This is a genomic window from Stenotrophomonas sp. TWI700 (assembly GCF_039673645.1).
In the GTDB taxonomy this organism is placed as follows: Bacteria; Pseudomonadota; Gammaproteobacteria; order Xanthomonadales; family Xanthomonadaceae; genus Stenotrophomonas; species Stenotrophomonas maltophilia_AA.
In genome coordinates, this window is record NZ_JBDJMB010000035.1 from 23,572 (window position 1) to 29,911 (window position 6,340).

Sequence of the window (6,340 nt, forward strand, 5' to 3'; positions counted from 1 at the left end):
CCCCGCGCCTGCGCGCGGTGAAGAACGCTTGCCGCCGATCCGCAGGGGCGCTAGCGTGCGCCGAACCCCTCGTTTCCGGTGTCCCGTGACCCCTGCCCTCGCCGCGTCCCGTCGCTCTTTCCTGCAGCTGGCCGGTACCGGCCTGGCGTTGTCCGGCCTCGGCATGGTGCCCACGTCGGCCGCACCTGCGCGCGCCCTTCCGCACGCCGGCGGACCGGTGCTGCTCAACTTCAACGAATGCCCGTACGGGCCATCGCCTGCCGCGCAGGCAGCGGCACGCGACATCGTCACCAGCAGCGGGCGCTATCTGTTCGGCCTGGCCGGCGAACTGCGCGACCTGTTCGCCCAGCAGGAAGGCATCGGCAAGGATCACGTGCGGCTGTATCCGGGCTCGAGCGAGCCGCTGAACCGGGCGGCGGTGCTGTGGACCTCGCCCGCTGCAGGGCTGGTCGTTGCCGATCCCACCTTCGAGGCACTCGGCGATCTCGCCGCCGCGCGGGGCGCGACCGTGGCCAAGGTTCCGCCGCGCGGCGATGGTGCACACGATGTGCGGGCGATGGCAGCGGCAGCCGCGAAGGTGGATGCCGGCCTGCTGTACCTGTGCAACCCCAACAATCCCACCGGCTCGATCACTCCGGCGGCCGACATCGCCTGGCTGCTCGCCCACAAGCCGGCGAAGACTCGGGTGCTGGTGGATGAGGCCTACCTGCAGTACAGCGAGCAGCGCTCGGTGATCGGCCAGGTGATGCAGCGCGACGATGTGATCGTGCTGCGCACCTTCTCCAAGCTCTACGGCATGGCCGGCCTGCGCCTGGGCGTGGCCGCGGCGCATCCGGACCGCTTGAAGGAACTGGCCAGCCTGGGCGACAACCCGCTGCCGGTGACCGCGATGGCGGCAGGGCTGGCGAGCCTGCGCGATCCCGGGCTGGTCGCACAGCGCAAGGCGGACAATGCACTGGTGCGGCAGAACACCGTCCGCTGGCTGGGCCAGCGCGGCTTTGCGTGCGTGCCTTCGGAGGCGAACTGTTTCGTGGTCGACGTGCAGCGCGACGGCGCCGCGTTCTCCGCTGCCATGGCCGCGCGCGGCGTGGTGATCGGGCGCAGCTGGCCGATCTGGCCGCAGCGGGTGCGGGTGACAGTGGGGACCGAGGCCGAGATGGCGCGGTTCCGTGAGGCGTTCGAAGCGGTGGTCAGCGAGAACGGCTAGGGCCGACCGTTGCGTGTCGGCCGGTGTGCGTATCGACCACCGGTCGATACCTACCGGTGCTGGTCCACGTCCCCGCCAAACCGCGCTGGGTTCACCAACGCGGGGCTTTGGTCAGCGGCGGGGCCTGGTGCTGGCGGTCGTAGGCACGCAGCTCGTCGCGGATGTGCGCGATGCGCTGGCGGCCCAAGGCGTTGCGGCTGTCATCGAGCACCACGCCATCGAGCAGTTCGCCCATGCGCTGCACGGTCGGCAGCATCTTTTCCCAGGCATCCAGCGCGGTCAGCGGCGCCGGCAGGGTCAGGAAGAAGGCGATCGCCGGCGTTTCCATCTCGCGGATGTTGGCCATGTCGAAACTGCCCGGCTTCATGATGCTGGCCATCGAGAAGATCGGGCCGCGCTCGGGGTGGCCTTCGACCAGGCGGTGGAAGACATTCATATGGCCGAATACCAGGCCGGTCTTTTCGGCCGCGACCACGATGTCTTCGCCCCGCAGCTGCTCGCCTGCGCGGGCGGCAACGAACAGCGAGACGATCTTGTCGAAATCCTGGGTGGTGCGCTTGCCCAGGTCGCTGGCCGGACCGGCATCCACCTCGGGCAGGCCGAGTTCGGGCTGGGTCACGCCGTCTTCGCCCACCACGGGCGCAGCGCCGTCGACCGGGCTCTCGCCGTCACCCAGCACGGGCTCGCGGCGCTGGCCGTTGGCGCCTTCGGCACCCTCGACGCGGCGGCCCTGCACTTTCTTTTTCGGACGGCCAAACAGGAAGATCGCAGCGATCAACAGCAGGCCGGCGGCCAGGATGCCGATGCGGAGCAGTGCCATGTCGGACATTCGGGAGGTTCTCCGGCTAAATCATTCAGGTACTTAAGGATGGCACGTCACGCCGCGCCCGCCAATCGTGCGGCTTCCTCCAGGTCGACACTGACCAGTCGGCTGACGCCCGGTTCGCGCATGGTCACGCCGGACAGCTGGTGTGCTGCTTCCATCGTGGCCTTGTTGTGGCTCACAAACAGGAACTGAACCTTCTCGCTCATTTCCTTGACCATGTTGGCCAGGCGACCGACGTTGGCTTCGTCCAGCGGCGCGTCCACCTCGTCCAGCAGGCAGAACGGGGCCGGGTTGAGCTGGAAGATCGCAAACACCAGCGCCACCGCGGTCATCGCCTTCTCGCCACCGGACAGCAGCGAGATGCTCGAAACCCGCTTGCCCGGCGGCCGCGCCATGATCGCAACACCGGTGTCGAGCAGGTCTTCACCTGTCAGTTCCAGGTACGCGTGGCCACCACCGAACAGGCGCGGATACAGCTGCTGCACGCCGGCGTTGACGCGATCGAAGGTGTCCTTGAAGCGGCCGCGGGTCTCGCGGTCGATCTTGCGGATCGCGTCTTCCAGCGTTTCCAGCGCGGTGGTGAGGTCGGTGTTCTGCGCGTCCAGATACTCCGAACGCTGCGAAGCCTCGCCGTATTCCTGGATGGCGGCCAGGTTGACCGGCTCCAGGCGGCGCATGCGGCCATCGATCTGGTGCACGGCCTGCTCCCAGTCGGTGACGCGCGCATCTTCGGGTAGCCCGTTGATCACGTCCTGCAGCACGAAGCCGGCTTTCTCCACCGACGCCGACAGCTGGTCGGCACTGAGCACCAGCGCCTGCTGGTCCAGCTTGCGCTGGGAAATCCGCTCGCGCTGCGCCAGCGCCTGTTCGTCGCGCTGGTGGCGGGTCTGTTCGAACGTACGCAGTTCGGCATCGATGCCGTCCAGCAGGGTGCGGGCCTCACCCAGCACGCGATCGGCGCGCACGCGCTCGCCCAATGCGTTCTGGTGTTCGGCTTCCAGCGTCTTGACCGGGGAATCGCCTTCGTCGAGCTGCGAATGCAGTTCGCCCAACCGGGTATCCAACTGCCCGCGCTGCGTGCTCATGCGCTCCAGCGCCTGGCTGAGCGAGGCCATCTGCGCGCGTTGCGATTCCAGGGTCAAGGCCAGCGAATGCGCCGCTTCACGAACGTTGCGCGCCTGGTCGCGGGCCTGGTCACGGGCATCGGTGAGCTGGCGCCGCTCGCCTTCCAGCGCCGCCCGTACCGATTCCAGATCGCCCATGCTGGTGACCGCGTCGTCCAGGCGCGAGCGTGCTTCGCGCACCTGCTCACGACCGGCATCCAGCGTTTCCAGCAGCTGCACCAGTTCGCCTTCGATGCGATCGATGCGGGTGCGTGCGGCTTCCACCTTGCCCTGCTGGCTCTGCAGCTGCCCACCCAGTTCGGAGACGCTGCGGTGGGCCAGATACAACTGGCGCTGCGCGTCTTCGCGCTGTTGCTCGCCGGCCAGCAACTGGTCGCGGAAGCTCGCCAACTGCTGCTCCAGCGCGGCTTCGCGATCCTGCAGGGTTTCAATCTGCTCGCGCAGGGTGACGATCTCGCGCTCACGCAGCAGCGCGCCCTGCTTGGCCGCGCCGGAGCGCGACACCCGCACCCAGCCCTCGCCCAAGCGCTCACCGCCACGGGTGATCACCGAATCGCCCTCGCCGAGCGTTGCCTGCAGCGCACGCGCCGCCTCGAGATCCTCGGCGGCATGCAGGCGCGCGAGCAGGCGACGGATCGCGGTCGGGCCCTGCACTTTCGCGGCCAGCGAGGTCGGCGCGACGGTCAGCGCGTCCTGCTCGGCCGAGACCAGCGCGATACGGCCTTCGCCGAGTTCGCCCAGCGCGTCCACCAGCGATTCGGGGGCATCGACCAGCACGCCTTCGATCAGCTGACCGAGCGCGCTTTCCACGGCGTTTTCCCAGCCACTCTCCACGGTCAGGCGCTCGCCGACGCGTGCGCCCGAATCCAGCCCGCGTGCCTGCAGCCACGCCACGGCAGCGCCCTGCTCCTGGCCCAGTGCGGCCTGCTGCAGGGTTTCCAGCGACGACAGCCGGCCGCGGGCGGCCTGGGCCTGCTTGCGGATCTCGGCCAGCTCGGTCTGCCCGGTGCGCTGGCGATCCTGCAGCCCGGCCACGGCGATCTTGCGTTCTTCGACCTGCTCGTTGAGCACATCCAGCGAGGCTTTCTGGGTCTCGTGCTGGATGTGCAGCTCCTCGAACACCTCGGCGAGCGCGTCCAGGTCCAGCCCGGCGCGTTCGGCCTGCAGCGATTCGCGGCGACGGTCCGCTTCGAGCACCTGGCGGTCCAGATAGTCCACGCGGGTGCGTTCGACTTCGCCGGCACGCGAGGCCTCGGAAGTGCTGCGGGTATGGCTTTCCCACCGCTGCTGCCAATCGGCCAGACGGGCCTCGGCATCGCGCAGGGCTTCCTGCTTGATTTCGTTTTCTTCCTGCAGCTGCTCCAGGCGCGGCTCGGCATCGTCCACCGCCTCGCGCAGCACCATCAGCTTGGCCTCATCGCCGCTGATGTGCTGACCCAGATCGGCCAGCGCCTGCTGTGCTTCATCGCGCGCCTTGTTGAGTCGCTGCGACATTTCGCGCTGGTGCTGGATCTGCTGCTCCAGGCGCGCCAGCGTGCTGCCGACCTGGTAGACCTCGGCCTGCGCGGTGTTGAGCGCATCGGACGCTTCTTCGCGGCGCAGCCGGCTGGTTTCGATCCGGGCCTCGGCATCGCGCTGCTCGGCGATCAGCTGCTGCAGGCGGGTTTCTTCGCGCGACAGCGCTTCGCGCAGTCCGCCCAGGCGACCGTCCAGACCGCGGTATTCCAGCGCCTTCCACTCGGCATCCTTGACCTTGCGCTCTTCCTGCAGCGCCTGGTACTGCTCGGCCTGGCGGGCCTGGCGCTTGAGGTGCTCGAGCTGCTTGCCGATTTCCTCGCGCAGGTCGCCGAGACGATCCAGGTTCTCGCGGGTATGCCGGATGCGGGTCTCGGTCTCCTTGCGGCGTTCCTTGTACTTGGAGATGCCGGCGGCTTCTTCGAGGTACACACGCAGGTCTTCGGGGCGGGCCTCGATGATCTTGCTGATCATGCCCTGCTCGATGATCGAGTAGCTGCGCGGCCCCAGGCCGGTACCCAGGAACAGATCGGTGATGTCGCGCCGGCGGCACTTGGTGCCGTTGAGGTAGTAGTTGCTGCTGCCGTCGCGGCTGACGGTACGCTTGACCGAGATCTCGTTGAACGAGGCGTATTCGCCGGTGATGGTGTGGTCGGTGTTGTCGAAGATCAGTTCGACGACGGCCTGCGAGACGGGCTTGCGGGCGGAGGAGCCGGAGAAGATGACGTCGGTGAGCGAGTCGCCGCGCAGGCGGCTGGCGGAGCTTTCGCCCATGACCCAGCGCACGGCGTCGATGATGTTCGATTTGCCACAGCCATTGGGGCCCACCACGCCGGTCATGTTGGTCGGCAGGTGCAGCGTGGTCGGATCGACGAAGGATTTGAATCCGGACAGCTTGATCGTGGACAGACGCATGGCGTGATGGTTTTCCGGGCGAAGGCCTGAAGCGACCCCCACCATGGTGGATTACGGAGCGGATTTACCCTTCAAGCCATTGATGTTGCAGGGTTTCAATGGCCCCGGGGGCGACGCGATAGCTTGAGTATAACGGGGCGGGTGTTCAGCGGGCTGCGGGGGTGGACCTTGCGGCAGCTGGAGCTGGAGCTGCAGCTGGAGCTGGAGCTGGAGCCAAAGCGGAAGCCAGATTTCGGGTAGCCCGAGGCGGGACGGCGTGGGTGGGGTCGCGGGACCCGCCGTGAACCCGTCCATGGGGGCTCGTAATGCGCCATCCATGGCGCCTTACGGTCCCGCCACCCCACCCACGCCATCCCGTAGACACAGGGCTGGTGTGCGGGGGAACAGCCAAAGCGGAACAGCCAAAGCGGAACAGCCCGAACCGGACCCACGCTGGCCGAGCTGGGCGAGCTGACCCGAGCTGACCCGCCACCGCCGACGCGCGGGAACGGGGGTAGAGCCACGCCATGCGTGGCTGGGGCGACACCTGGAACCTGGAGCATCCACGCATGGCGTGGATCTACCCAAGCCGGCCGTCTATCACCCCAATGGCGCAGACCCCACGTGCCCTGGAACGCTGAGGTTGCCCTGCCCTCCCAACCGCCGCACCGGAAACCACGCTGGAGGGTGCCGGGTAGCCCGGCCCGGGACCGTAAGGCGCCATGGATGGCGCATTACGAGCCCCCATGGACGGGTTCACGGCGGGTCCCGGGC

3 protein-coding genes are annotated in these 6,340 nt (G+C 68.1%); 1 reads left to right on the top strand and 2 read right to left on the bottom strand.

Features of this window, described 5'->3' with window-relative positions; genetic code table 11:
• The first annotated feature begins 85 nt into the window (after positions 1-85).
• Positions 86-1,207 (top strand): pyridoxal phosphate-dependent aminotransferase, encoded by a 1,122-nt coding sequence (locus ABE473_RS17185; RefSeq protein ID WP_346490336.1) that lies wholly within the window; start codon positions 86-88, stop codon positions 1,205-1,207.
• A gap of 91 nt (positions 1,208-1,298) precedes the next feature.
• On the opposite strand, the gene zipA is transcribed toward ABE473_RS17185, so the two are convergent.
• The gene (gene zipA, locus ABE473_RS17190) at positions 1,299-2,036 is read right to left on the bottom strand and encodes a cell division protein ZipA (RefSeq protein WP_176990898.1); all 738 of its coding nucleotides are present in this window, start codon (positions 2,034-2,036) and stop codon (positions 1,299-1,301) included.
• 47 nt (positions 2,037-2,083) lie between these two features.
• Positions 2,084-5,587 carry a chromosome segregation protein SMC gene (gene smc / locus ABE473_RS17195; RefSeq protein WP_346490337.1) on the bottom strand — a complete coding sequence of 1,168 codons (3,504 nt, stop codon included), beginning with the start codon at positions 5,585-5,587 and terminating at the stop codon, positions 2,084-2,086.
• Between the last annotated feature and the right edge of the window lie 753 nt (positions 5,588-6,340).

Coding starts and splice junctions, on each gene's coding strand:
- zipA (WP_176990898.1), bottom strand. CDS start 2,036: ATGTCCGACATGGCACTGCTCCGCATCGGCATCCTGGCCGCCGGCCTG.
- smc (WP_346490337.1), bottom strand. CDS start 5,587: ATGCGTCTGTCCACGATCAAGCTGTCCGGATTCAAATCCTTCGTCGAT.